This is a genomic window from Kocuria turfanensis (assembly GCF_001580365.1).
Taxonomy (GTDB): domain Bacteria; phylum Actinomycetota; class Actinomycetes; order Actinomycetales; family Micrococcaceae; genus Kocuria; species Kocuria turfanensis.
The window spans coordinates 70,886-94,178 of sequence record NZ_CP014482.1 but is presented as its reverse complement, the minus strand read 5'-3'; the positions used below and the strand labels follow the sequence as shown (position 1 = coordinate 94,178).

General features: G+C 69.0%; 24 protein-coding genes. 12 read left to right on the top strand and 12 right to left on the bottom strand.

Translation table 11 applies throughout. From position 1 onward, the window contains the following. Positions 1-153 precede the first annotated feature (153 nt). Entirely contained in the window at positions 154-1,434 is a 1,281-nt protein-coding gene (locus AYX06_RS18305) for a cytochrome P450 (protein ID WP_062737362.1), read from the top strand. Beyond that, a complete protein-coding gene (locus tag AYX06_RS18300; RefSeq protein WP_062737361.1) occupies positions 1,431-2,447 on the top strand; it encodes a sodium:calcium antiporter in 1,017 nt (338 codons plus the stop codon). The genes AYX06_RS18305 and AYX06_RS18300 overlap by 4 nt, the downstream gene beginning before the upstream one ends. A gap of 44 nt (positions 2,448-2,491) precedes the next feature. Here AYX06_RS18300 and AYX06_RS20015 read toward each other — a convergent pair whose 3' ends face one another. The 7 genes from AYX06_RS20015 to AYX06_RS18275 form a co-directional block, all read right to left on the bottom strand. Beyond that, complete coding sequence (locus AYX06_RS20015; protein WP_136341273.1) at positions 2,492-2,695, bottom strand: hypothetical protein; 204 nt, start codon at positions 2,693-2,695, stop codon at positions 2,492-2,494. A gap of 321 nt (positions 2,696-3,016) precedes the next feature. Next, positions 3,017-4,096 carry a c-type cytochrome biogenesis protein CcsB gene (gene ccsB, locus AYX06_RS18295; protein WP_062737360.1) on the bottom strand — a complete coding sequence of 360 codons (1,080 nt, stop codon included), beginning with the start codon at positions 4,094-4,096 and terminating at the stop codon, positions 3,017-3,019. 13 nt (positions 4,097-4,109) lie between these two features. After that, positions 4,110-5,858, bottom strand: a complete 1,749-nt coding sequence (resB, locus tag AYX06_RS18290) for a cytochrome c biogenesis protein ResB (protein ID WP_084271833.1) — start codon at positions 5,856-5,858, stop codon at positions 4,110-4,112. Between the two features lie 49 nt (positions 5,859-5,907). Beyond that, the gene (locus tag AYX06_RS18285; RefSeq protein WP_062737359.1) at positions 5,908-6,537 is read right to left on the bottom strand and encodes a TlpA family protein disulfide reductase; all 630 of its coding nucleotides are present in this window, start codon (positions 6,535-6,537) and stop codon (positions 5,908-5,910) included. Positions 6,538-6,851: 314 nt separating this feature from the next. Continuing rightward, positions 6,852-6,977, bottom strand: coding sequence for a hypothetical protein (locus tag AYX06_RS20800; protein ID WP_255219693.1), 126 nt, complete (start codon positions 6,975-6,977; stop codon positions 6,852-6,854). A gap of 13 nt (positions 6,978-6,990) precedes the next feature. Beyond that, positions 6,991-7,926 (bottom strand): cysteine synthase A, encoded by a 936-nt coding sequence (gene cysK, locus AYX06_RS18280; protein ID WP_062737358.1) that lies wholly within the window; start codon positions 7,924-7,926, stop codon positions 6,991-6,993. An 81-nt stretch (positions 7,927-8,007) separates the two neighbouring features. After that, entirely contained in the window at positions 8,008-8,757 is a 750-nt protein-coding gene (locus AYX06_RS18275) for a cytochrome c biogenesis CcdA family protein (RefSeq protein WP_062737357.1), read from the bottom strand. Positions 8,758-8,838: 81 nt separating this feature from the next. On the opposite strand from AYX06_RS18275, the gene AYX06_RS18270 reads away from it, so the two are divergent. The 7 genes from AYX06_RS18270 (at position 8,839) to AYX06_RS18240 (ending at position 14,560) form a co-directional block, all read left to right on the top strand. Further along, positions 8,839-9,225 (top strand): ArsR/SmtB family transcription factor, encoded by a 387-nt coding sequence (locus AYX06_RS18270; protein WP_062737356.1) that lies wholly within the window; start codon positions 8,839-8,841, stop codon positions 9,223-9,225. Next, complete coding sequence (locus tag AYX06_RS18265) at positions 9,222-11,171, top strand: heavy metal translocating P-type ATPase (RefSeq protein ID WP_062737355.1); 1,950 nt, start codon at positions 9,222-9,224, stop codon at positions 11,169-11,171. The genes AYX06_RS18270 and AYX06_RS18265 overlap by 4 nt, the downstream gene beginning before the upstream one ends. Further along, a complete protein-coding gene (gene lspA / locus AYX06_RS18260) occupies positions 11,168-11,683 on the top strand; it encodes a signal peptidase II (RefSeq protein WP_062737354.1) in 516 nt (171 codons plus the stop codon). The genes AYX06_RS18265 and lspA overlap by 4 nt, the downstream gene beginning before the upstream one ends. Positions 11,684-12,034: 351 nt before the next feature. Next, entirely contained in the window at positions 12,035-12,382 is a 348-nt protein-coding gene (locus AYX06_RS18255; protein ID WP_062737353.1) for an ArsR/SmtB family transcription factor, read from the top strand. 236 nt (positions 12,383-12,618) lie between these two features. Further along, entirely contained in the window at positions 12,619-13,224 is a 606-nt protein-coding gene (locus AYX06_RS18250; protein WP_062737352.1) for a cadmium resistance transporter, read from the top strand. A gap of 170 nt (positions 13,225-13,394) precedes the next feature. Beyond that, a complete protein-coding gene (locus AYX06_RS18245) occupies positions 13,395-14,027 on the top strand; it encodes a class I SAM-dependent methyltransferase (protein ID WP_062737351.1) in 633 nt (210 codons plus the stop codon). Then, complete coding sequence (locus AYX06_RS18240; protein ID WP_062737350.1) at positions 14,024-14,560, top strand: DinB family protein; 537 nt, start codon at positions 14,024-14,026, stop codon at positions 14,558-14,560. Before AYX06_RS18245 ends, AYX06_RS18240 begins: the two co-directional genes overlap by 4 nt. A gap of 454 nt (positions 14,561-15,014) precedes the next feature. On the opposite strand, the gene AYX06_RS18235 is transcribed toward AYX06_RS18240, so the two are convergent. Then, positions 15,015-15,953 carry an ABC transporter substrate-binding protein gene (locus tag AYX06_RS18235; protein WP_062737349.1) on the bottom strand — a complete coding sequence of 313 codons (939 nt, stop codon included), beginning with the start codon at positions 15,951-15,953 and terminating at the stop codon, positions 15,015-15,017. 637 nt (positions 15,954-16,590) lie between these two features. On the opposite strand from AYX06_RS18235, the gene AYX06_RS18230 reads away from it, so the two are divergent. From AYX06_RS18230 to egtC, 3 genes are read left to right on the top strand one after another with little or no spacing between them, the layout of a single operon-like run. Further along, entirely contained in the window at positions 16,591-17,871 is a 1,281-nt protein-coding gene (locus tag AYX06_RS18230) for a glutamate-cysteine ligase family protein (protein WP_062737348.1), read from the top strand. Next, a complete protein-coding gene (egtB, locus tag AYX06_RS18225; RefSeq protein WP_062737347.1) occupies positions 17,868-19,220 on the top strand; it encodes an ergothioneine biosynthesis protein EgtB in 1,353 nt (450 codons plus the stop codon). The genes AYX06_RS18230 and egtB overlap by 4 nt, the downstream gene beginning before the upstream one ends. A gap of 4 nt (positions 19,221-19,224) precedes the next feature. Next, complete coding sequence (gene egtC / locus AYX06_RS18220) at positions 19,225-20,034, top strand: ergothioneine biosynthesis protein EgtC (RefSeq protein ID WP_062737346.1); 810 nt, start codon at positions 19,225-19,227, stop codon at positions 20,032-20,034. Here the strand turns inward: egtC and AYX06_RS18215 are convergent. The 4 genes from AYX06_RS18215 to AYX06_RS18200 form a co-directional block, all read right to left on the bottom strand. Continuing rightward, the gene (locus AYX06_RS18215) at positions 19,986-21,149 is read right to left on the bottom strand and encodes an aminotransferase class V-fold PLP-dependent enzyme (protein ID WP_062737345.1); all 1,164 of its coding nucleotides are present in this window, start codon (positions 21,147-21,149) and stop codon (positions 19,986-19,988) included. The genes egtC and AYX06_RS18215 overlap by 49 nt on opposite strands. Positions 21,150-21,504: 355 nt before the next feature. Next, on the bottom strand, positions 21,505-22,413 hold the full coding sequence (locus tag AYX06_RS18210) for a site-specific integrase (protein ID WP_062737344.1): 909 nt from the start codon (positions 22,411-22,413) through the stop codon (positions 21,505-21,507). 102 nt (positions 22,414-22,515) lie between these two features. Beyond that, entirely contained in the window at positions 22,516-22,962 is a 447-nt protein-coding gene (locus AYX06_RS18205; protein ID WP_062737343.1) for a hypothetical protein, read from the bottom strand. Continuing rightward, on the bottom strand, positions 22,959-23,291 hold the full coding sequence (locus AYX06_RS18200; RefSeq protein WP_062737342.1) for a helix-turn-helix domain-containing protein: 333 nt from the start codon (positions 23,289-23,291) through the stop codon (positions 22,959-22,961). Before AYX06_RS18200 ends, AYX06_RS18205 begins: the two co-directional genes overlap by 4 nt. Between the last annotated feature and the right edge of the window lie 2 nt (positions 23,292-23,293).

Below are 23,293 nucleotides of genomic sequence, written 5' to 3'. Positions count from 1 at the left end.
ATTACCGCTGTAGCGCTTCGATCGGCATCTGACGTTGGTACCTCGCCAGGGTAATGTCATCCTTCAGTCGCGATCATGCTTTCCGAGGTCCGAGGTCCGAGGTCCGAGGTCCGAGGCCACGATGCCGCGAGTCCACCGTGAGAGGGAGTCCTGATGGGACGCATGGCGTACGACCTCAGTATGGACAGCACTCTGGCCTTGGCTTGGCAGGGCTATGAGTTCGTGTCCCGGCGGTGTGAACGGTACGGAACCGATGTGTTCCAGACCCGCCTGCTGCTGGAGCCGACGGTGTGTCTGCGCGGTGCGGAGGCCGCGCAGGTCTTCTACGACGCCGACCGGTTCCAGCGACGAGGTGCCTTCCCAATGCGGGTGCAGAAGACGCTGCTCGGTGTCGGTGGCGTGCAGGGCCTAGACGGACAGACCCACCGGGCGCGCAAGCAGATGTTCATGGATCTCATGACCCCGCACGACATCCGTACTTTGACGGGCCTGGTCGCCGACGGCTGGAGAGCCCGGATTATCGGGTGGGAAGCCGCTGACCGCATCGTGCTGTACGAGGAGGTCGGGCAGATCCTGTGCCAGGCGGTCAGTAGCTGGGTCGGTGTCCCCGTCACCGAGTCCCAGGTCAGGGGCCGCACCCAGTCCTTGCACGCCATGATCGAGGCTCCCGCTGCGGTCGGTCCCCGGCACTGGCGGGGCCGGCGCGCCCGCCACGGGGCCGAACAAGCCATTGCGGACCTGGTGGATCGGGTACGCCGCGGGGAGCACGCTGCCCCGGAGGGCAGCGCCTTGCAGGTCGTGTCCACTCACCGCGAGCCTGGTGGGCAGCTGTTGGGCAGCCGGATTGCCGCGGTCGAGCTGCTCAACCTCGTGCGTCCCACGGTCGCGGTCGACCGCTTCATCATCTTCGCGGCCTTGGCCCTGCACCAGCACCCCCAGTGGCGAAGCCGGTTGCGCCAGGGCGGTGACCGCGACGCCGAGTTGTTCGTTCAGGAGGTCCGCCGCTTCTATCCTTTCTTCCCGATGGTCGGTGCTCGGGTGCGCACTGCCTTCGATTGGCAGGGCGTGCACTTCCCCCAGGGGCGTAGAACGCTCCTGGACCTGTACGGCACCAACCACCACCCCGACCTGTGGGAGAACCCCGAGATCTTCGATCCGGACCGCTTCACCACTTGGGACGGCGGCGCCTACGGTCTCATCCCACAAGGCGGCGGGGATCACCACATCGGCCACCGGTGCGCGGGGGAGTGGATCACCATCGCCCTGATGAAGGCGGCGCTGGCCATCCTGACGCGGGAGATGACCTATGACGTCCCGTCCCAGGATCTGCGGATCAGCCTGCGTCGCATGCCCACCCTGCCATCCAGCGGATTCGTGATCTCCGACGTGCGCTCCGTACCGTCGAGCGCAACGGTGGGGGGAGGGCCGCGATGACGTGGGTGTGGGTGGTGGGCTTGGTCTTGGCGGCATTCGCCACCCGCTGGGGCGCTGAGCAGCTGGCCGCTCCCCTGAAGGCGGTACGGCAGCGGTACGGGTTCACCGGCGCCGCCGGCGGCCCACTGGTCGCTCTCGGCAGCGCCAGCCCCGATGTCGGCATCAACGTCGTCAGCGCGGCCACCGGGGCCGGAGCGGTCGGACTGGGCAGCATGCTCGGCTCCACCGTGGTCTCGATCCCGATCACCGTCGCGGTCGGCTACGCGGCGTTTCGGAAGAACCGGGCGACCAGCGACAAGAAACCTGCCGAGCAGGGCGAGGGCCTGCGGATCGAGAAGGGCGCGGTGCTCATCGATGCACTGCCCTACCTTGCCGTCGTCGCCCTGTTCGCGGTGCTCATCCTGCCTCCGGCCTGGCGAGGGTTGCAGCCGATCGATGGCTTGATCGCCGTGGTCGCATACGTCATCTACCTCGGGCAGGCCCTCTTCCGCGGTCGTGGTGGTGAACGTGGTCAGGTCTCGTGGTCGGGGAAACAGACCCTGCTGACGCTCGGCGGTGTAGCCGCACTTGCCGTGGGTTCCTACGTCCTCGTCACCGGAACCCAGCAGATCGGTTCAGCGCTTGGCCTGGCACCGCTGGTCAGCGGGCTGTTCATCACCGCGTTCATGACTGCTCTGCCGCAGGTGTTCACCACCTGGTCCGTGGTCCGCAGTGGGCAGGTGACCAGCGGGATCACCAGCGTCTTCGCCGACCACACCATGACCTTCACGCTTGCGGTGCTGCCTCTGGCGATCGTGACCGTGCCGGTGCAGAACTACCCGGTCGTGCTCACCGTCATGGCTTTCGTTGCGCTCATGCCGGTGCTCTTCGCCGTTCTGAGCTACCGCCGCGAACGCCACGACTCCTACGGGTTCATCCTCCGCGATGTCGTCATGCTCGGTGGGGCTCTGATCGCATATCTCCTGTGCACTGCCGCCGTTCTCTTCTTCCTGGCCGGAGCCGGCGGCCGCTGATAGGGCGAAACCTGGGACAGAGCCTCCACGGGACCTGGTGCGATTCACTCCGGCACGTGGTTCGCGTGCATGTTACTGGGGGGAAGCCTTAGGTGAATGCCAACCGCCTCCAGGGCGCTGACTCCGCTTGCAGCAAAGGGAGTTCCGGAGGATTTCTCCTCGGCTGCTTCTTCGATGCTGCCGGTATATCCGGGCAGCACCAGAGCGCACCCCAGGACGAGGGCGGTGATGGTGGCAGAGCGCTTCACGGGTGACCTTTGCTGGATGTCTGAGTACCGGGCACCGGCACCGGCCGGTCGATGCGCCAAGAAGATATCCGCCTGGCCGTGGTGGTGCCTGGATGGGCGCTGCGAAAGGGGCCCTTCTCGGGCCCGGAAATCAAGGAAGTGCTGGGGCGGGGTGCCGTGATCGGGACGCCATCGCAGGGCGGCGCCGGGAGTATCCCTGATGCGCGCCCCAGCGCCGCGGGGCAGCGGCCCATGGGTTCTTTCCGTGCCTGTTTCTGCAATCCGTTCCCTGCTGGATCACGACGAATCCCGCCCCGTAGCTGGCGGTCTACGCCGCCGGGGTTACAGCCCGGAGTAAGAGTGCAGGCCGGTGAAGACCGTGTTGACGACGGCGAAGTTGAAGATGACGCACAGGTATCCGACGATGGACAGCCAGGCTGAGCGGGTGCCGGTCCAGCCGCGGGTGGCGCGAGCGTGCATATAGGCGGCGTAGACGACCCAGATCACGAACGTCCAGACTTCTTTGACGTCCCAGCCCCAGTAGCGGCCCCAGGACTGCTCGGCCCAGATGGCGCCGGCGGCCAGGGTGAAGGTCCAGAACGCGAAGCCGATCGCGTTGAGCCGGAAGGACAGGTTCTCCAGCGCCTGGGCGGAGGGCACCATGCCCAGGAAGCCCATGCCGGGGGCCTCACCGGCCAGAATGGCTTTCTCCCGGCGGGCCTGCAGCAGTTGGAGGACGGCCATGGCGAAGGTGATGGTGAAGATCCCGGAGGCGGCCACGGCGATGGACACGTGGATGACCAGCCACCAGGACTGCAGCGCGGGGACCAGCGGGCCCACCGGGGTGGGGAAGCCGATGGTGGCGGCGGTGAGCATGATCACCACGAGCCCGGTGACAAGGGTGCCCACGAAGCGCAGGTCCCTCAGCAGCAGCGCACCCAGGTAGACCCCGGCCACGACGAGTGCCCCGGTGGTGGCGAACTCGTACATGTTGCCCCAGGGCACCCGTCCGGCGGCCACCGCCCGGGCCATCACGGCCACGGCGTGCAGGGCGAAGGCCAGGACCATGACGGTCACGGCCGCCCGGGCCGCTGGGCGGCGGGTCCCGGTGTAGCGCATGGAGGAGTCAGCGACGTGTTCGGCCAGCACCGACTGGGCGGAGGCCGGGTACCCGCGGCCGCGGTCACCGGTGCCCAGCCCGGCCCGGGAATCATCGGCCTCCACCGTGTTCACCGTGGCAGTGGTTGCCGCGCCGACCAGTTGCCCTTCCGATCTGTTGTGTTGCTCGGGTCGGGCCCTGCGCAGGATCTTGGAGTGGGAGGCCATGTCCCAGGCGAAGGCCACAAAGGCCACCAGGTAGGTCATGGCGGCCAGGAGCATGAACAACTGGCTCCAGGCGCCCAGGTCCTCATTGACGGTCATCGGTGATGTCCTCTCAGTTGTGGGCCGGCCCGCTGTGGGCCCTGCTCGTTTTGGGGTGTGCGGCAGCGTCAGCGGGCGGGGGCGCGGTGCCCCACTGCTGGGTGAACAGCTCGCCCAGCCGCTGCGCCTCGGCCGCCAGCCGGGGGTCCTCCCCGCGAGCCAGCAGACCGTACTCCAGGATTGTGGTTGGGGCCCCGTCCTTGTCGACGCCTTTCGAGGCCCTCACCCAGAGGCGGCGGCGGGCGATGAACATCGACATCAACAGGCCCGTGAAGGCCAGCACGAAGGACACGAAGGCGCCCGTCCGTCCCGGGTCGTAGACGATATCCAGGCCCACGTAGCGCTTCACATCGAGGAACTCGATGCTGCCCTTGCCCTGGGGCAGCTCGTAGACCGGGCCCGCGGCATCCAGGGTGATCGGCCCATCGGGGGTGAGCATGCCGTTGAGCTCGGTGAGCCCTTCGACGTCAAGCGCGTAGACGTTCTGGGGGACTCCGGAGTCCAGTCCGAGGTCCCCGGAGTAGGAGGACAGGATCAGCTTCGGGTTGGCCAGTCCCGGATCCGCCGACCGCGGGAGCCCATCGGCCCCGGTGACGGCGGTGGGCAGCAGCAGGCCGGTGAAGCCTAGCTGGTCCGGGGCAGCGTCGGGGACCTTGAGCACGAGTGAGGAGGTGTAGACCCCGTCGGAAGGAATGCCCACCACCGGCCCCTCGAAGGCGACGTCGCCGTTGCCGTCGGTCACCCGGATCAGGGGGGCGTAGCCGTTGCCGATCAGGAACGACTTCACCCCGTCGACGTTGACCGGGGCGTTGACCTTCAGGGTCTCCTGCCGCGGCTGTCCTCCGGGTTGCTGGACGGTGACCTCGGCGGTGAAGTCCACCGGAGTCCCGTACTGACTGGGAACGGCGGTGTCGCGGTAAAACTCGACCTCGAAGTTCTCCAGGGTGAGGGAGAACGGCTCCAGCTGGTCGGCGTCGAAGTTGGTGCCCGGGATGAACGCGTCGTAGTTGATCAACGAGTTGGCGAACGAATCGCCCTCCACGAGGATCTTCTGGCCCTTGAAGCCGAACAGGGACCCCACGGCCACGGAGACCAGCACGCCCAGCAGCGCCAGGTGGAAGACGACGTTGCCGACCTCCTTCCACATTCCCCGCTCGGCGGCCACCGACGGCGCCGGTCCTCCTGTGTCGCGCACGGCCACCCGGTAGCCGCGCTTGCCCAGCAGGCGGGCGGCCTGGGCCACGACCTCGTCCGGGGCCGGGGCGTCCGCGGGCCCACCGAGGACCAGGCGGCGGTGCTCGGGCAGCCGTTCCAGCCGTTTAGGGGTGCGCGGGGGCTGCGCCCGCCAGGCCCGCCAGTGCTTGCCCGCCCGGGGCAGTACGCACCCCACCAAGGAGACAAACAGCAGGATGTAGATCGCGGAGAACCACACGGAGGAGAACACGTCGAAGAACTGCAGCCGGTCCAGCCACGGGCCCAGGGTCGGGTTGGCATCGATGTAGTCGGCCACCGCACCCGTGTCCTGGATCCGCTGCGGGAAGGTCGAGCCGGGCACCGCCGCCACCGCCAGCAACAGCAGCAGGAACAGGGCGGTGTTCATCTTCGTCAGCTGCGCCCACGCCCACCGGGCCATCCCGACCGGCCCCAGCGCCGGCAGCTCGACATCCCTGGGGTTCTTGCCGGGTCCGGTGGGCGAAGAGCCTCGGGGGCCCCTGCCGGGGGTGTCCTCAGGGGTGCTCTGCCTGCTGCTAGTGGTGCTCATGGTGACCTTTCAGCTCCCTGTGCGGGGACGGCGGAGGGGGTGCCGGAAGTCATGCTGTCTCGGCCACCGTGTCCTCGAGGAGGGTCTCGAGGATGGACCGGTCTGCGATCCCGAGGATGCGGGCTGCGACCCGGCCTTGGGCGTCGAGCACCAGCGTGGTGGGCACCGCCCGCGGGGGCACATAGGCGTTCAGGGCCATCACCACCTTCCCGTCCTTGTCTTCGAAGGAGGGGTACGGGATCCCGAAGGTCCGCTCGAAGGCCTCGGCCGTGGCCTGATCATCGCGCAGGTTTACCCCGTAGAAGGCGATCTGCCCCTCGAACTGCTGGGCGAGTTCGGCGAGGTCCGGGGCCTCCACCCGGCACGGAGGGCAGGCCGCGTACCAGAAGTTCAGCAGCGCGGGCTTCCCCCGCAAGTCCTCGGCCGAGAGCTCGGTCCCATCGAAAAGGGTGCCGCTGAACTGCACCGGCTCCCCCCGCTGATCCGGGGCGTACTCCGAGACGGTGCCGTCCCCGGCGATGTAGCCCTTCTCATCTCCCGTGTTGGCCTGTTGGGCCAGGGGATCTTCCTCCGCACCGCAGCCGGCCATGACCACCCCGAGGACTCCTGCACCGGCCAAGGAGAGCACACGGCGGCGGGACGGGTGGGTGGGCAGTGAAGAGTTCGAGGGCACGGGCATTTCACCTCAGGGTCGAAACGGGCTCGGGGACGGGTAGGGGCTGACCCCGGAAACGATGAACCGGGAAGCCGATAGGCCTCTGAGCGCAACACGGCGGGCCTGTTGTCGAGGACCTGAGGCGCACGCCGGCACACTCAGAGATGATCGTTATACGTCGATCATAGCAACGGGAATCACCGTTGCCGTCGGGGCGGCGACCACCGGCTGCGGGGGCATTGGCTCTCCGGGCAATGGCGATGCGGCCCGAGACGGAGGTGCCGCGGTTAGGGCGGACTCCAGGGAATGACCACGCGCAGTTCTCCTCCGGCGGACAGCTACGGGGACTCCAAATCGAGGGCGAGACCCACGTGCCCCAGGCCGTTCTCGGCCAGCACGCGGGCCATCAGCTCGGCCTTAGTGATGGCTTGCGGCAGCTGCGGATCGGTGATGTGGGTCGGCAACCCTGGCAGGGCCTCAGCCGCGGATGTCCTCGTAGAGCAGCGTCGAGATGTAGCGCTCCCCGAAGTCGCACACGATCGCCACGATCAGCTTGTCCCGGTTCTCCTCCTTGGCGGCCTCCTGCAGGGCGGCCCAGACGATGGCGCCCGAGGAGATCCCGCCGAGGATGCCCTCCTTGGTGCCGAGCTCGCGGGCGACCCGCACGGAGTCCTCGACGGTCACGTCGTAGACGTCGTCGTAGATCTGCCGGTCGAGGTTGTCGGGGACGAAGTTCGCGCCGAGGCCCTGGATCTTGTGCGGGCCGGCCTTGCCCTCGGTCAGCAGCGGGGAGTCGGCCGGCTCGACCACGAGCAGGCGGATGTCCGGCTTCTGCTCGCGCAGGTAGCGGCCCGCCCCGGTGATGGTGCCGCCGGTGCCCACGCCGGAGACGAAGACGTCGACCTCGCCGTCGGTGTCCGCCCAGATCTCGGGGCCCGTGGTGGCGTAGTGGATCGCCGGGTTGGCCTCGTTGGCGAACTGCTTGGCCAGCACGGCGTTCTCGGTCGACTCGACGATCTCCTGGGCCTTCTCGACCGCCCCGCGCATGCCCTCCGCGCCCGGGGTGAGCACGATCTGGGCGCCGTAGGCGCGCAGCATGACCCGCCGCTCGGTGGACATGGTCTCGGGCATGGTGAGGATCACCTTGTAGCCGCGGGCCGCGCCGACCATGGCCAGGGCGATGCCGGTGTTGCCGGAGGTGCCCTCGACGATCGTGCCGCCGGGCTTGAGCTTCCCGGACTTCTCGGCGGCGTCGACGATGGCCACGCCGATGCGGTCCTTGACGGAGCTGGCGGGGCTGTAGAACTCCAGCTTCACGGCCACGTTGCCGGGCAGGCCCTCGTCGAGCCGGTTGAGGTGGACGAGCGGGGTGCGACCCACGAGCTCGGTCACGTCGTGGTAGATCTTCGCCATGGTGTGCTCCTGGGTGGTGGTGTGGTGAATCGGTGGGTGTTGGGATTCGGTGCGTCACAAGCCGGGGATGTTCTCCCGGGCTCAGACAGGAGTGATGAAGGTGCCGGCGAGGCTTTGGAGCTGATAGATCCACTGCATCCAGATCCCGGTCACCATCAGCAGCCCCACGGCGATCAGTACGGATCCGCCGGCGATGTTGAAGGTGCGGATGTTGCGGCGGATGTAGCTCAGGGTCGTGGTGACCCAGTTGAGCCCGGCCGCGACCAGCACGAATGGAATGCCCAGGCCCAGGCAGTAGGTGAAGCCCAGCAGGGCTCCGCGCCAGGCCCCGCCGGTGGTGGTGCTCAGCGCCAGCACCGCACTCAGCGTCGGGCCCATGCAGGGGGTCCAACCCAGGCCGAAGACCACCCCGAGCAGCGGGGCGCCGGCGATGCCGGTGCGGGGTTGGAAGGACAGCTTCTTGGTCTGCTGCAGGAAGGGGAACTTCCCGACCAGCACCAGGCCCATGAGCGCCACGAACACCCCCAACACCCGCATCAGCGGATCCTGCCACCGCACCAACCAGCCCCCGATGGCGCCGAAGGCCGCCCCGTAGACAGTGAACACCGCCGCGAAACCCAGGATGAACAGCCCCACCCCGGCCAGCATCCGCCGCCGGTTGTCGGCCCGGGTCGGATCGGTCAGCCCGGAGACGTAGCCGAGGTAGCCGGGCACCAACGGCAGGATGCACGGGGAGATGAAAGAGACGATCCCGGCGATCACCGCCAAGGGCACGGCGATGAGCAGGGCCCCGGAGTTCACCGTCTCGGCGAAGTAGCCGCCAATCGTCATCACCATCTCCTCGGGCCAGGGGGCGCCCTGAGACTACCGCACATGACCACTGTCAGCCCAAAACACGGTTATCATCGGTCCATGACGATTTCAGAGTATGTTCCGGATGCCCCCTGTGAGGTGCTGGATCCGGCGGCGGCGTTGTTCCACTCCCTCAGTGACCCGACCCGGCTGGCGATTGTGCAGCGCTTGGCTTCCGGGGAGGTGCGGGTGCGTGATCTCACCAGCGAGCTGGGGCTGGCCCAGTCGACCGTGTCCGGCCATGTGGCGTGCTTGCGTGGTTGCGGGCTGGTGCAGGGTCGGGCGCAGGGGCGCAGCGTGTACTACTCGCTGACCCGCCCGGAGCTGATGGACGTGCTGGCCGCCACTGAGGTGCTGCTGGCGGCCACCGGCAACGCCGTGAGTCTGTGCCCGAACTACGGGCTGGATGCCCGTGACACCCCCCAGATTCAGGAGATCACCCGATGAGCGATGCCTGCGGATGCAGCGACGAGAAGAACGAAACCGGTGAGGCCGGGGAGGAGGCCGAGGGCTTCTGGCAGGTGCGCGACGTCCGGTTCGCCGCCGCGGCCGGGATCCTGCTGCTGGCCGGCTGGATCCTGTCGCTGGCCGGGGTTCCTCTGTGGGTGGCGCTGAGCCTGGAGACGGGCGCGCTGCTGGCGGCCGGATGGACGTTCGTGCCCTCCACGCTGCGCCGGCTGGCCCGGGGCAAGATCGGGGTCGGGACCCTGATGACCATCGCCGCCGTCGGAGCGGTCGCCCTGGGGCAGATCGAGGAAGCGGCGATGCTGGCCTTCCTCTACGCCATCGCCGAGGCCCTGGAGGAGTACTCGGTGGCGCGCACCCGGCGCGGGCTGCGCGCGCTGCTGGAGCTGGTCCCGGATCAGGCCACGGTGCTCCGGGCCGGGGTGCAGGTCACCGTGCCCCCGGCTGAGCTGGTACTGGGGGACCGGATGGTGGTGCGGCCCGGGGAGCGGGTGGCCACCGATGGGCGGATCCTCACCGGGCGCACCTCCCTGGACACCTCGGCGCTGACCGGGGAGTCCGTGCCCGTGGAGGCCGGCCCCGGCGCGGAAGTCTACGCCGGGTCCATCAACGGCACCGGCCCGCTGGAGGTCGAGGTCACCAGCACCGCCGAGGACAATTCCTTGGCGAAGATCGTGCACATCGTCGAGACCGAGCAGTCCCGCAAAGGCCCCGGCCAGCGACTGGCCGATGCGATCGCCAAACGCCTGGTGCCGGGCATCCTCATCGTCGCCGCCCTGATCATCGCCTACGGGTTCATCGTCGGGGAGCCGGCCCTGTGGTTCGAACGCGCCCTGGTCGTGCTGGTCGCCGCCTCCCCGTGCGCCCTGGCGATCTCGGTGCCCGTCACCGTGGTGGCCTCGGTCGGAGCCGCCAGCCGCATCGGGGTGCTGATCAAGGGCGGGGCCGCGGTGGAGACCCTGGGCAAGATCCGCACCATCGCCTTGGACAAGACCGGCACCCTCACCCGCAACGCCCCGGCCGTCATCGAGGTCGCCACCACTGGCGGGGTGAGCCGGCAGCAGGTGCTGGGGCTGGCCGCCGGGTTGGAGGCCCGCAGCGAACACCCCCTGGCCCGGGCCATCCTCGCCGCCACACCTGAGCGGGCCGAGGTGACCCAGGTGGACACCGTGCCCGGGGCCGGGCTCTACGGCACCCTGGACGGCGCCCGCCTGCGCCTGGGCCGGCCCGGGTGGATCGACCCCGGGCCCCTGGCCGCCGAGATCGAGCGGATGCAGCGCTCCGGGGCCACCGCCGTGCTCATCGAGCAGGACGGGAAGGTTCTTGGGGCGATCGCGGTGCGCGATGAGCTGCGCCCGGAAGCCCGAGAGGTGATCACCCGGCTCAACCGCGCCGGATACACCACCGCGATGCTCACCGGGGACAACACTCTCACCGCCCATGCCCTGGCCGCAGCCGCCGGCATCACCCAGGTCCACGCCGACCTGCGCCCGGAGGACAAAGCCGAGATCATCCGCACCCTCAAGGCGCAGCGCCCCACGGCGATGGTCGGTGACGGCGTCAACGACGCCCCCGCCCTGGCCACCGCCGACATCGGCATCGCCATGGGCGCAATGGGCACCGACGTGGCCATCGAGACCGCCGACATCGCCTTGATGGGCGAGGACCTCCACCACCTGCCCCAAGCGCTGGAGCACGCCCGGCGGACCCGCTCGATCATGCTGCAGAACGTCGGGGTGTCCCTAGCGCTGATCGCGGTGCTGATCCCCCTGGCCCTGTTCGGGATCCTCGGGTTGGCCGCGGTGGTGCTGGTACACGAGGTGGCCGAAATCCTGATCATCGCCAACGGGGTACGCGCCGGGCGGATCTCCCGCCGCACCCAGCTGCCCACCGCCCAGCCCGCACCGGCTCTGGAACCGGCCGCATGAGCGCCCCCGTCGCCGGGCAGGTCGGCCCTTCGTCCCGATCTGCTCGCCGGTCCCGGACCCTCTTGCTGGCCGGGGCAGCGGCGCTGGCCACCGTCGATCTGATTCTCAAAGCCGTGACCTCAGCCCGTCTCACCGACGGGACCACGGTAGATCTGGGGCCGCTCACGCTGCAGCTGCACCACAACACCGGGGTGGCCTTCAGCCTCGGGGCGGCCCTGCCCTCCTGGGTCATCATCGCCGCGACCGGGGCGATCATCGCCGGGCTGATCTGGTATTTGCTCGTTGCGGCACCCACCCTGACCGGGCTGGCCCGTACCGGAGCGACCCTGATGCTCGGGGGCGCTATCGGAAACTTCCTGGACCGCCTCGACGGGGGAGGGGTGGTGGACTACCTGCACACCGGGTGGTTCCCCACCTTCAATCTCGCCGACGTCTTCGTCACCACCGGGGTCGGCCTCTTGATCCTGGGTACGCTGCTGGCTCCGCGCCCCCAGGACATCTCCGCCGAATAGCCCCCACCTGCTCATCGCGTAACGTCAGGGCCGCCGAGACCTCCTCGGCGGCCCTGGCCCAGGCCACCACGGGTCCCGCCCCGGGCCTTTACTCGTCACGCCCATGCCCGCCGCTCTTTGGCCACAGCCACCGCAGGCGAGGCCCCCGGGCCTCCCGTCGCACCGAGCCGATGACTATCTCAGGCCCCTGCACGGCGGCCACAACAGCTTCTCTGCCGGGTAGGCTCGGGTCGAGGTAGTCTTCAGCCCGAGACCCACCACTCCCTGGACAAAAGGCCCTGCACCGTCCCTTGCGGGCAACGTCAGATCCACCCCGTCCAATCAATCGGAATTAGGCGATAGGATCGGGTCATGACGAACACTAGTTGTACGACCGGCCTGGCCCCGGCTGTGGCCCTGTTTCACTCCCTGTCCGATCCCACTCGCCTGGCCATCGTGGGGCGCCTGGCCGGCGGTGAAGCCCGAGTGCGGGACCTGGTGGAGGAAACGGGCCTGGCTCAATCCACCGTCTCGGCCCATGTGGCCTGCCTGCGCGAGTGCGGGCTGGTGGCCGGACGCGTCGAGGGGCGGCAGATCTTCTACGCTCTGACCCGCCCGGAGCTGATGGATGTGCTCGCCGCCGCCGAGACCCTGCTGGCAGCCACCGGTTCCCAGGTCGCGCTGTGTCCCGCCTACGGCACCTCCACCCAAGAACACTGACAAATACATCACCCTCACCGGGCCCGCCCACGCACTGAGGGTGAAAGCGGGTGCTGATGCGCCTTCGGGTGCCCATGACGGGCGCCGCGACCCATACCCGGTGACAGTGCCCCGGTGATGGTGCCCGGGGCATCGGCTCCCGGCAGCCTTCCCTTGCCTGCGCGCTCGGCCGCCCGACACAGCGCAGCACGCCAGGTCCCGGTCGGCGGTTCTCCCCACTGAAGAAAAGACAGGTTATGGAACTCATCTCCCCCGTGCTGCAGGCGATCGGGCTGTTCGCGGCCACCAACATAGACGACATCATCGTGCTCTCCCTGTTCTTCGCCCGCGGAGCCGGGGCCCGCGGCACCACCGCCAAAATCGGGATCGGCCAGTACCTGGGCTTCGGCGGCATCCTGGTCGCCTCCGTGCTGGTGACCCTGGGCGCCAGCACCTTCCTGCCGCCCGAGGCCATTCCCTACTTCGGCCTCATCCCCCTGATCCTCGGCCTCATCGCGGCCTGGAAGGTCTGGCGCAGCGACGACGATGATGACGATGACGAGGGGAAGGTCGCCGGCAAACAGGTCAGCATCTGGACCGTCGCCGCAGTCACCTTCGCCAACGGAGGGGACAACATCGGGGTCTATGTGCCCGTATTCGTCACCGTGGGCCCCACCGCGATGGTGGCCTACTGCATCGCCTTTTTGGCCATGGTCGCGGTGCTGGTGGCTATCGCCAAGTACGTGGCCACCCGCAAACCCATCGCCGAAGTCCTGGAACGATGGGAACACATCCTGTTCCCGATCGTGCTGATCGGCCTGGGCGTGGTCATCCTCCTCGAAGGCGGCGCCTTCGGCCTCTAACCCATCCGCCTGCTGAGCTCAGCCCTACGACGGGACCCCGGCTCCCTCGGGCCCGCCCCCGGGCGGTGTGAATGGCCAGGTCGCCCCCATCCTTTGCCTAAACGGTTCACTACCGTCGATCGTGGAACTAGGCTCGGCGCACACGATGCGTACGCCGAAAGGTGGAAACCATGCCGAGGATGTCCGCCTTAGAGGCCTCTTTCTGTCGCAGCGCGCCATGGGGCCTTGTGGCCCGGCGGATGGTTCCTTGGGCGACCCAGGGGTTCCCCGTCACCGGGGACGTGCTGGAGATCGGTGGAGGCAGCGGTGCGATGGCCGAGGCCATCGCCCGAGCCCATCCCGGGGTGCGGCTCACCATGACCGATGCCGACCCGGTGATGGTGGAGGCCGCGCAGGACCGCCTGGCCGGACACCCCTTGGTCCAGGCGCGTCAGGCCGATGCCACTCGGCTGCCCTTCGAGGACGAGTCGTTCGACACGATTCTGAGCTTTCTGATGCTCCACCACGTCATCGAGTGGGAACACGCGGTGACCGAGGCGGCCCGAGTCCTGCGACCGGGCGGGGCCTTCGTGGGGTACGACCTGCTGGCCTCACCGATGGCATCCCTGGTGCACCGTGCCGACCGGTCACCGCACCGGCTCATCGAACCGGAAGCCTTCGGACCAGTCTTCGACCAGGCCGGCCTTGCCCCACTCGCCCTCCGGCTGTCCTTCGGCGGTCGGGTCATACGTTTTATCGCCCACAAGCCAGGCAATGCCCAGAACGCTCCCGGCAGCGACATCACTTCCAGGAGCAGCCGATGAATAGCGCGCCCATCACCCCCGGAACCATCCATGAGGAGCTGGAGCGGGTCCGCGCGGACTTCCACGCCCTGGTCACTGAAGCGACCCCTGCGGATGTGCACCGGCTCTCGTCAGGCACCCGGTGGACCAACGGGCAGCTGCTGTTCCACATGTTCTTCGGCTACCTGATCGTGCGGCGCCTGTTGCCGCTGGTGCGTCTGATGGGTCGTCTCCCCGAGCCGGTCAGCCGCACCTTCGCCCGGGTGCTGGAGGCCGGCACCCGGCTCTTCCACCTGATCAACTACTTCAGCGACCGTGGGGCCGCGCGGGTGATCCACGGTCCGCGGCTGATCCGGTGGTTCGACCGCACCGTCGAGGTCCTGCAGGCCCAGCTGGAGACCGAGGCCGCGGCCGCACTGGCCCGTGGGATGCACATGCCCGTGTCTTGGGACCCGTACTTCCGGGACTGGATGAGCCTGGCCGAGATCTACCACTACGGCACTCAGCACTACGACCATCACCGGCAGCAGCTGACTATCGGCCGGCCATCCTGAGGAGGCCCCTGAGGAGCTGAGTAGTGCGGTCGGGACGGCCCAGTGGGCGTCCTGCGTTCTGGGCGGGATCGCCACGTCAGGGTCGACCAGGCTGATGCTGATGGGGCCATGAGCTTGGGGTGAACCCACCGTTGCATCCGCCCGGCGCCCGAGGGTCAGTATTCAGCCGGCGCCGGCAGGGGGCTGTTGTCGCAGTGACACCTTGACCTTCCCCTGTGGGGGAGGGTGCAGGCTGGGTCGGAGAAGGGCACACGGAAAGTTTCCGGTGGGAGTGGTCCTCACCGATTTGCGGAGGTTGTCATGGGTGGAACTGCAGTGATCGAGACGGATCTGGCCATCATCGGTTCTGGTGGTGGTGCTTTCGCCGCGGCGATCCCAGTTTCACTGGCGACCCCAACAAGGACTGCCTTCCATGAGGACCATGTGTAGCTGGGATGGTGTGCTGTTGCTGGGCTCAGTAGCCGTTGGCGGACAGCCACTGTTGTGCGGCGTCGGCGGTGCTGATCGGGTTCTCTCCGCTGACCTGCTGGTTGAGCCCGATCAGATCTTCCGTGGTGAGCTTGCCGGAGAGATCGTTCAGGGCGTCCACAGCCTCCTGGGGCAGCCGATCCTGTGCTGTGAGGGGCACAACCTGTTGGGCGATGAAGTTGTTCTCCGGGTCCTCCAGGACCACGAGGTCGTTCTCGGCGATCGAGGGTGTGGTGCTGAAGATGTCAGCGACGTCCACGTCCCCGTCCAACAACGCCTGGAGGGTCAGAGGTCCGCCGCCGTCGTTGATCGGCTCAAAGGAAGCCGGCACACACCCGTAGTTCTCCTCCAACCCCTTCAGCCCGTAGGCCCGTTCGGCGAATTCCGGAGTGGCGGCCAGCACCAGCTGGTCGCAGACCTCGGCCAGGTCGGCGATGCTCTCCAGCTCGTACTGCTGGGCGGTTTCGGGGATGACGACCAGGGTGTCCTTGTTCTGCGCCTGCGCCGGTTCCAGGACAATGAGGTCCTCGGGCAGGGCCTCGGGCAGGGCGTCCATGATCTCCTCGGCGGAGCTGGCGGTGGCCTCGGGGTCCGCGAAGAGCAGGAGGTTGCCGGAGTAGTCCGGGATGACGTCGATAGAGCCGTCTTGGACGGCCCCGACGTAGGCCTCGCGGGAACCGATGCTGAGGTTGGTTTCGGTCTGGATCCCGGCTGATTCCAGTGCTCCGGCGTAGAGCTGGGCCAGGATTTCGTTCTCCGGGAAGTCGGCCGAGCCCACGGTCACGGTCTCCACCGCCGACTCCGCGGACCCGCCGTCCCCGGCGAGGGGGTCCCCGCCACCCCCGCAGGCGGTCAGCCCCAGAAGCAGGGCTGCGCCCAGGGTCGATACGGGGACAGCTGGGCGGGTTGCAGCACCAAGGGTCATCGTGGTTTTCCTATCAGTTGGTGTCTTGCAGGTGCCCACCGGGGCATCTGCCGGGTCAAGCTGGACCCGTGATGAAAGGCATGCCGTGGCCCGATGGCGTCGGTGAGGCCGGGATTCCGTGCAGCAAGGGATGGGCTTCCCTCTCCCGTGTTCGCACCAGCGCATGGTGTTGCCGCCGGTGACCTGCTGCTGTGCTTCCGCTGGGGCCTCCCGATGTCAGGTTCCTCCACCGAGAGTGTCCGGCCCTGATTTGGCGTGATGGTCAGCTTATGCGACGCGGCGAGCTCTGGCCCGGTCTTCACGGTCAGCGGTCAGCACGGATGAGGCGGACAGGCGCTGGTGGGGCCTTCGGCGCGTGTGTGGCGGGCTGCGTGTCTTTTCCGCTCTGGCCGGTCCTCGGCCAGACATGACGCCTCGGGAAGCAGCGGCGATCGTGGCGGTACGGGTTGAGTATTTCGGTTGTCCCCGGAAGGCTGGCTGTCATGCCGTGAGCAGCGAGGCGTCATGCACGGTGCATTGCGCGTTCTTGACGGCTGCGGCCACGAGCAGGTGCGCCCGTTGCCGGTGATCCCTGAGGCCGGTACTGGAGGTCGTTGTCAGTCCCCGGGGGTGTCCATTGAAAGGGCGAGGTGTGGTCATGATCCATCCAGGTCTGGAACACGATCTCGAGGTGCTCTCCGAGGCGGAGGCCGAGGAGCATGTGACTGCCGGCTGTTTCCGGACTGGACCCGCCGGGGCCGTGGGGCTGGAACTGGAGCGCACCATCCACGACGCCGGTAACTGCGCCCGCCCGGTGCCGGTGCCCGAGGTCAGGGCGGTGGCCGCAGGCCTTGAGGGCCATCTGCCGGGTGCCGGGGCGATCACCCTGGAACCGGGCGGTCAGCTGGAGTTGAGCTCAGCCTGCGCACCGGACCTTCCCTCCGTGATCGGTGCGGTGCGGGCCGACCTGGCGGCGATTGACGGGCGGTTCGCCGATGCCGGACTGCGGTTCGGGCCGCTGGGGATGGACCCGGTGCGCGCCCCGGCGCGCACGCTGGAGCATCCGCGGTACGCGACCATGGAACGCCACTTCGACCGTGACGGGGTGGCCGGGCGCACGATGATGTGCTCCACCGCCTCCTTGCAGGTGTGCCTGGACGCCGGCTTGCCGGGCACCGGCACGGGCAGCGCGGTGCAGCGGTGGCAGCGCCTGCACCGGCTGGCTCCGGTACTGGTGGCACTGTTCGCCAACTCACCTTTCCGCAACGGCACTCCCAGTGGCTGGGCCAGCACCCGGCAGTCGGTGTGGCTGGCCACCGACCCGTCCCGCACCGCCCCGGTGCCGCCCTCGGGCGATCCGGCGCAGGCCTGGGCGGACTACGCGCTGGACGCCTCGGTGCTGTGCATCCCGTCCCACGACGGGTCCTGGGACGCACCCCGCGGCCTGACGATGCGGGGGTGGTTGCGCGGGCAGGGCCCACGGCCGGTGACCCGCGCCGATCTGGACTATCACCTCAGCACCCTGTTCCCGTTCGTGCGTCCGCGCGGTTTCCTGGAGATCCGGGTGATCGACGCTCAGGCTGGTGCCGACTGGGAAGCAGTGGCGGCGATCACCACCGCGGTGGTGGACGATGAGCAGGCCGCGGACGCAGCGGCCGAAGCCTGCGGCCCGGTGGGCGTCTTGATAGACCCGATGCGCGCCGCTGCCCGGAACGCCATGGCCGAGCCGGCGCTGGCACGTGCTGGGCTTTTATGCGCGGAGGCCGCCCTAGGGGCACTTGGCCGATTGGGCGTCGACGCCCGCACCCGCTTCCTGGTGGAGCGCTTCCTCGAGCGCCATACGGCCCGTGGGCGGTGCCCGGCCGACGAGCGGCTGGAGCACTGGCACCGCACCGGAAACTTCTGGGACATCACCGACGACAAGGAGAACGCCGCATGAACCACCCCGGTTTCCCCCCGCACGGCCCCGAGGCCGCCGGCGCGCTCAAGGAACGGATCGCCTGCGGCCTGGAACGGTCCCGCCGCCGGGTGCACGCGCTCACCACCTGCGATGAGGAGGAGCTCCTCGCCCAGCACTCCCCGCTGATGTCGCCGCTAGTGTGGGACCTGGCCCATGTGGGCAGCCAGGAGGAGCTGTGGCTGGTGCGGGATGTGGGCGGGCTGGATCCTCTGCGCCCGGAGATCGATTCCCTCTACGACGCCTTCGAGCATTCCCGCAGCGCCCGCCCGTCGCTGCCGCTGCTCGACCCGGCCGACTCCCGCGCCTACATCGGCGAGGTCCGCGCCAAGGCCCTCGACATCCTGGACCGCGTGCCCCTGGAAGGCTCGCCCCTGCTGGAGGCCGGCTTCGCCTTCGGGATGATCATCCAGCACGAGCAGCAGCACGCCGAGACCATGCTCGCCACCCACCAACTGCGCGCCGGGGAACCGGTGCTGCACGCGCAGCCGCTGGATCCGGCCGTGCTCGGCACCCGGGGAGCGAATCTGCCGCGGGAGGTGCACGTGCCCGCGGGGCCCTTCACCATGGGCTCCTCCGTGGAGCCGTGGGCCCTGGATAATGAACGCCCCGCTCACGAGGTACACGTGCCGGGCTACTGGATCGACACCGTACCGGTCAGCAACGCTGAGTTCGCGGGGTTCGTGGCCGACGGCGGCTACGACCGGGAGGAATGGTGGAGCCCCGTGGGCTGGGCGCACCGGCAGCGCACGGGGCTCGGCGCCCCCGGGTTCTGGCGGCGCGAGGGCGGACAATGGTGGCGGCGGCGCTTCGGCGTCGAAGAAGCCGTGCCCGACGACGAACCGGTCCAGCACGTGTCCTACTGGGAGGCCGAGGCTTACGCCCGGTGGGCCGGACGCCGGCTGCCCACCGAGGCGGAGTGGGAGAAGGCCGCCCGGTGGGACCCGGGCACCGGCCGGTCCCGGCGCTTCCCATGGGGGGACGAGGAGCCAACGGCCCGCCACGCCAACCTCGGCGGGACGGCGATGCGCCCGGCGCCGGTGGGCTCCTACCCCGACGGCGCCTCCCCGCTGGGCGTGCGCCAGCTCATCGGCGACGTGTGGGAGTGGACCTCCAGCGACTTCCTCCCGTACCCAGGGTTCCGTGCCTTCCCCTACCGGGAGTACAGCGAGGTGTTCTTTGGATCCGAGCAGAAGGTGTTGCGCGGCGGGTCCTGGGCCACCGACGCGGCCGCCTGCCGGGCAACGTTTCGCAACTGGGACTACCCCATCCGGCGGCAGATCTTCACCGGCTTCCGCACCGCCCGCGACGCCGCGGCCGAGGGGCGGTAGACGGGTGTGCCGCCATCTGGCCTTCCTCGGCCCGCCGACCTCTTTAGCGGATCTCCTGCTGGCCCCGGCGCACGGGCTGCTCACCCAGTCCTGGGCACCGCGGCGCCAACGCAACGGCACCATGAACGCCGACGGCTTCGGCGCCGGGTGGTACGCCCCCGGGGACCCGGTGCCGGCCCGATACCGGAGGGCGGTACCGATGTGGGCGGATGCCTCCTTCACCGACGTGGCCCGGGTGACCACCAGCACCGCGGTACTGGCCGCGGTGCGCTCGGCCACACCCGGCACCACCCCCGACGAGGCCGCGGCCGCCCCCTACACGGACGGCAACTGGCTGTTCAGCCATAACGGACGGGTGGACGGCTGGCCGACCTCCGTGGCCGCACTGGCCGCGCAGCTGCCCCCGGCCCGCCTGCTGAGCCTGGAGGCGCGCGTCGACTCGGCCGTGCTGTGGGCCCTGGTCCAGGACCGGCTCGCCGCCGGGGCTGCCGCGCCGGAGGCACTGGCCACGGTGGTCGCCGACGTCTCCGCTGCCACCACCGGCCGGTTCAACTTCCTGCTCACCGACGGCACCACGATCGCCGCCACGGCCGCCGGGGACACCCTGTGCTGGCGCCGGAACGGTTCCGGGACCGTGGTGGCCAGCGAACCCTCCGACGACGGTCCGGGATGGCACCAGGTCCCGGACGGCTCCGTGCTCACCGCCACCGCCGAGCACGTGGACGTGCGCCCCATCGTCCCTCGACGGACAGAACCCGCCCCTGCTCAAGGCAGCGCGGTGATCAGCCGGTCGAGGTCGTCCTCGGTGTTGTAGTAGTGCACCGATGCCCGCACCGCCACGGTGTGCTGCTCGGGGGCCGGGTCCAGGACCAGGGGAGCAGCCGACGGCGGCAGCGCAACGGTGGAGACGTTGATTGTCTGCCTGCTCAGCTGGTTCTTCACCTGCTCGGCCGTTCGCCCGTCGACGGAGAACGTCACGATCCCGCCGCGGCGGAGCCCCCGGTCGTGCACCCGCACCGCGGGCACCGCCGCGAGCCGGGCCCGCAGGGCCTCGGCCAGCGTGGTGACCCGTCCACGGATTGGCTCCAGCCCCAGCGTTAGGGCGTAGTCCACCGCCCGGCCCAACCCCAACCGGCCCGCCACATTGGTCTCCCAGCTCTCCAGCGCCCGGGCCTCGATCTTGTCTGTGCCACCGGCCGAGCGGTGCCGGTCGTGCAGGGCGGGTTCGAGCCGGTCCAGCAGCTCGCGGCGCACGTGCACGAAGGCGGTGCCCCGGGGCCCGCGCAGGAACTTCCTCCCGGTACCGACCAGGACATCGCAACCAAGCGTTTCCACGTCCAATGGCAGCTGCCCCACCGACTGGCAGGCATCCAGCACGAACGGCACGCCAGCAGCCCGGCAGGCCCGGCCCACCTCGGCCGCCGGCTGGACCTGCGCCCCGCCCATGGGCACGTGGGTGAGGGCCACCATCCCGGCCCCGCCCCGGTCCAGCTCGCACTGCAGGTGCTTCACATCCACCTGCCCGTGCGCGTCGTCGTCGAGCACCACCAGCTCAAGGCCGTCGCGGCGGGCCAGCTGACGCAGGACCAGCACGTTGTGCCAGTACTCCGTGCGGCCCAGCAGAATGCGCCGACCGGTCAACGGGAGGCGGGACACCACGGCGGCCCACGCGGTGGACCCGCTCTCCAGCACGGCGACCTCGCCCGGGGTCGCGCCGATCAATCGAGCCAGGGACGAATACACGCTCGCGATCCGTTCTTCGGCCTCCGCGGCGGCTTCATACCCGCCGATCTCCTCCTCACGGCGCAAGTGTCCGACCACGGTGTCCATCACCGGGTGCGGAGCCAGGGAGCTACCTGCGTTGTTGAGGTGGGTGACGTGCCCCGTCCCCCGGGTGTCCTCGCGCGCGGCCTTGACATCGATGCTCATGGCCTCATCCTGCCAAAGCACTCCGGCCGGCCAGAGCCCTACCGGTTTCTGAGGAACTGTCGCAGGAACGGATGCTCCTATTGGCGTCAATCGGTTTAAGGTGTTGTCGGTCAGTCTCGTCGAGCCAGTGCTGGCAGGGGACTGCCGCGCGATCAGGTGACATTTTGATCTGACTTGCCCCCAGGGCGGGCACAGCCGAGGTCCGAGGGTGCCGCTGTGCATTTACCGGTCGGTCCTGGATACTGGGCGACGGGGGAGTTTGTCCTAATGAGTGCTGGCCTTACGTGTTCGAGACCGGCGTATTCGATCGACTTTCTGCGTGAGCAAGGCGGTTCGGGGCGGGGGAGTCTGGCGGTCAGGGGCCGGTGCTTCTGCTGGTGATGTAGTCGGTGAAGGTTGCGCCGGCGTCGCGGCGGTGGCGGTCGGTGACGGAGTAGCTGTAGTGGAGGGCGTCGGCCACGACGGGCGCGGGCATTTCCAGGACCAGGGCCCGGAGTGCGGCGTTGCGGGCGCCGAGGATCTCGATGCCGCGCTCACGCAGGGCCATCATGATCGAGTTTTGGTGCATGTGCTGTCCTGGCCGGGTGCCGGGGAAGAGCCAGGTGTTCTGGCGGTGCGCGGAGGTGTTCGTGTTCGGCAGGGCATTCAGGTGGGCGCGAACGATCTCGTCGAACGGGGGCGGGATCTCGAGCCGATCATTGGTGAAGGCCACAGTGAGCCGGTCTCCGGTGTCGTGGACCTGATCCAGGCTCATGCGCGAGATGCGGGTGAGGGGCTGGCCGTAGAGCAACAGGAAGAGGGCCGCGACTCGTTGTGCTCCGGGGATCGGCGCTGAGGGGTCGGCGAGGGCGCGGATGTGCGCCAGGCGTTGGGCCTGGCTGATGACCGGTGTGGTCTGCGCGGTGCGGTAAGGGAATTCCACGGCTGGCAGGTGTCCGTGCTCGATGGCCCAGCGGACGAAGCTTCGGGCCAGGCTGCGGGTCGTGGGCCCCTCGGCCAGCCAGGAGTCCACATCGTGCTGGGTGCATTCCTGCAGGCAGTGCCCGCGTGCCCTGAGGTGGTCCAGGAAGCCGATGGCCATGGTGGTGGACTGCTTGGCGGCCAGGAAGGTGCCCTTCTTCAGCGCCCCGGTGCTCTCGAGGTGGCGCATCCGATTCAGGTGGGTCCAGCGGGCGTATTGGCTGATCAGCAGTGCGTCTGGGTCGGGCAGGGCGCCGGTCTTGGTCTGCAGCCAGGTGTGGAAGCCTTCGATGTCGAGGTTCACCGGCTCCAGCAGCTGGTGCTCGATGCACAGGGCGCGCAGGAAGGCGACCTTGGCCGCTGACGGGTGGTTCCGGAAGGTCTCATGCGTCAGGGGGACATGTCCCTAGGCGATGTCCCGCAGCAGCTGTTCGGCCTGCCGGTTGACGGTGAGCCAGATCCGGGCGCTGCGTGCGTTCTTCTGCGAGGTCAGGGCGGTGAACAAGGGCCGTAGCGGTGCGGCGATGGTGCCGGTGCCGTCATCGAGCACGGTGGTGAGGTCATCGGCGAGGCAGCAGTGCGCGCACAGCCCGGTGCGCACGGGTTCGTCCTCGCGCCCGCACCGGGTGCAGCGGAAGTTGCTCGGGATCCCGGTGCAGTCGGTGCAGGCCGGGGCGCCTTCCAGGAGTCCGGGCAACAGCCGGTGCTGGGCGCAGCCGGGGCAGGTGCCGTGGATGCGGGTGGCGCGTTCGTAGCAGCGCCGGCAGATCCGCCCCTCGGGCCAGATGGTGACGATCCTGACCCCGGTGCGGTGGCAGCGGGTGCAGCCACCGCCGTGGGCGGGCCTGCTCATTCGGGTCGGTGGATCCGGGCCCGGATCGGGCGGATGGCGTCCTTCTTCGCGATGCCCGCCTCGGTGCCGGTCAGGCGGTGGCGGGTCTCGGTGGCGACGACGGTGGTGGGGCAGAGTTCCTCGAAGGTGCAGTCCAGGGCATCGAGCAACGCCGCCAGCAGAGCCAGGTTCATCCGCTCGGGCCTGGACCCAATCAGCCGGTAGATCTGGGAGGACGACAGACTCACCCCGCGGTCCTGCAGGAGGGGGATCAGGTCGGAGAGGTTGTTCATCCCGCGCGCGGCCATGATCTCTCGTAGCCGCCAGGTGTACTCCACGTGCCGTTTCATCG

Bases quoted from the DNA above. Each gene is read 5' to 3' on its own strand.
- AYX06_RS18305 (WP_062737362.1), top strand. From the start codon at position 154: ATGGGACGCATGGCGTACGACCTCAGTATGGACAGCACTCTGGCCTTG.
- AYX06_RS18300 (WP_062737361.1), top strand. From the start codon at position 1,431: ATGACGTGGGTGTGGGTGGTGGGCTTGGTCTTGGCGGCATTCGCCACC.
- ccsB (WP_062737360.1), bottom strand. From the start codon at position 4,096: ATGACCGTCAATGAGGACCTGGGCGCCTGGAGCCAGTTGTTCATGCTC.
- resB (WP_084271833.1), bottom strand. From the start codon at position 5,858: ATGAGCACCACTAGCAGCAGGCAGAGCACCCCTGAGGACACCCCCGGC.
- AYX06_RS18285 (WP_062737359.1), bottom strand. From the start codon at position 6,537: ATGCCCGTGCCCTCGAACTCTTCACTGCCCACCCACCCGTCCCGCCGC.
- cysK (WP_062737358.1), bottom strand. From the start codon at position 7,926: ATGGCGAAGATCTACCACGACGTGACCGAGCTCGTGGGTCGCACCCCG.
- AYX06_RS18275 (WP_062737357.1), bottom strand. From the start codon at position 8,757: ATGACGATTGGCGGCTACTTCGCCGAGACGGTGAACTCCGGGGCCCTG.
- AYX06_RS18270 (WP_062737356.1), top strand. From the start codon at position 8,839: ATGACGATTTCAGAGTATGTTCCGGATGCCCCCTGTGAGGTGCTGGAT.
- AYX06_RS18265 (WP_062737355.1), top strand. From the start codon at position 9,222: ATGAGCGATGCCTGCGGATGCAGCGACGAGAAGAACGAAACCGGTGAG.
- lspA (WP_062737354.1), top strand. From the start codon at position 11,168: ATGAGCGCCCCCGTCGCCGGGCAGGTCGGCCCTTCGTCCCGATCTGCT.
- AYX06_RS18255 (WP_062737353.1), top strand. From the start codon at position 12,035: ATGACGAACACTAGTTGTACGACCGGCCTGGCCCCGGCTGTGGCCCTG.
- AYX06_RS18250 (WP_062737352.1), top strand. From the start codon at position 12,619: ATGGAACTCATCTCCCCCGTGCTGCAGGCGATCGGGCTGTTCGCGGCC.
- AYX06_RS18245 (WP_062737351.1), top strand. From the start codon at position 13,395: ATGCCGAGGATGTCCGCCTTAGAGGCCTCTTTCTGTCGCAGCGCGCCA.
- AYX06_RS18240 (WP_062737350.1), top strand. From the start codon at position 14,024: ATGAATAGCGCGCCCATCACCCCCGGAACCATCCATGAGGAGCTGGAG.
- AYX06_RS18235 (WP_062737349.1), bottom strand. From the start codon at position 15,953: ATGACCCTTGGTGCTGCAACCCGCCCAGCTGTCCCCGTATCGACCCTG.
- AYX06_RS18230 (WP_062737348.1), top strand. From the start codon at position 16,591: ATGATCCATCCAGGTCTGGAACACGATCTCGAGGTGCTCTCCGAGGCG.
- egtB (WP_062737347.1), top strand. From the start codon at position 17,868: ATGAACCACCCCGGTTTCCCCCCGCACGGCCCCGAGGCCGCCGGCGCG.
- AYX06_RS18215 (WP_062737345.1), bottom strand. From the start codon at position 21,149: ATGAGCATCGATGTCAAGGCCGCGCGCGAGGACACCCGGGGGACGGGG.
- AYX06_RS18205 (WP_062737343.1), bottom strand. From the start codon at position 22,962: ATGAGCAGGCCCGCCCACGGCGGTGGCTGCACCCGCTGCCACCGCACC.
- AYX06_RS18200 (WP_062737342.1), bottom strand. From the start codon at position 23,291: ATGAAACGGCACGTGGAGTACACCTGGCGGCTACGAGAGATCATGGCC.